Raw genomic sequence first — 233 nt, forward strand, 5'->3', positions numbered from 1 at the left:
GGGTTCGTGCCAGGCGCGGTTGAACGCGTTGCGTTCGGGCAGCACCGGGGATTTGAAGCGGTCCCGGTCCACTGGCACGTCGTCCTCGGGCGGGAGCGCGCGCACCTCGCCCAGCGTGGTGACGCAGCCGTCCGCGCTGTCGGCGGGTTCGCCGCGATCCTGCTGGGCATGGGCCGCGTTCGCCAGCAGCAGCCCGGCGATCATCGTCGTAGTTGACATCCCTGTGCGTAAGG

Annotated in this window: 1 pseudogene; it reads right to left on the reverse strand. The window is 70.4% G+C overall.

The features are described from left to right. Window positions 1–204 (reverse strand): annotated as a pseudogene (locus tag ACQG3P_RS24555) (hypothetical protein); the annotation flags it as partial. Between the last annotated feature and the right edge of the window lie 29 nt (window positions 205–233).

Origin of the sequence: Stenotrophomonas sp. SrG (genome assembly GCF_050031795.1) — a bacterium.
In the GTDB taxonomy this organism is placed as follows: domain Bacteria; phylum Pseudomonadota; class Gammaproteobacteria; order Xanthomonadales; family Xanthomonadaceae; genus Stenotrophomonas; species Stenotrophomonas rhizophila_A.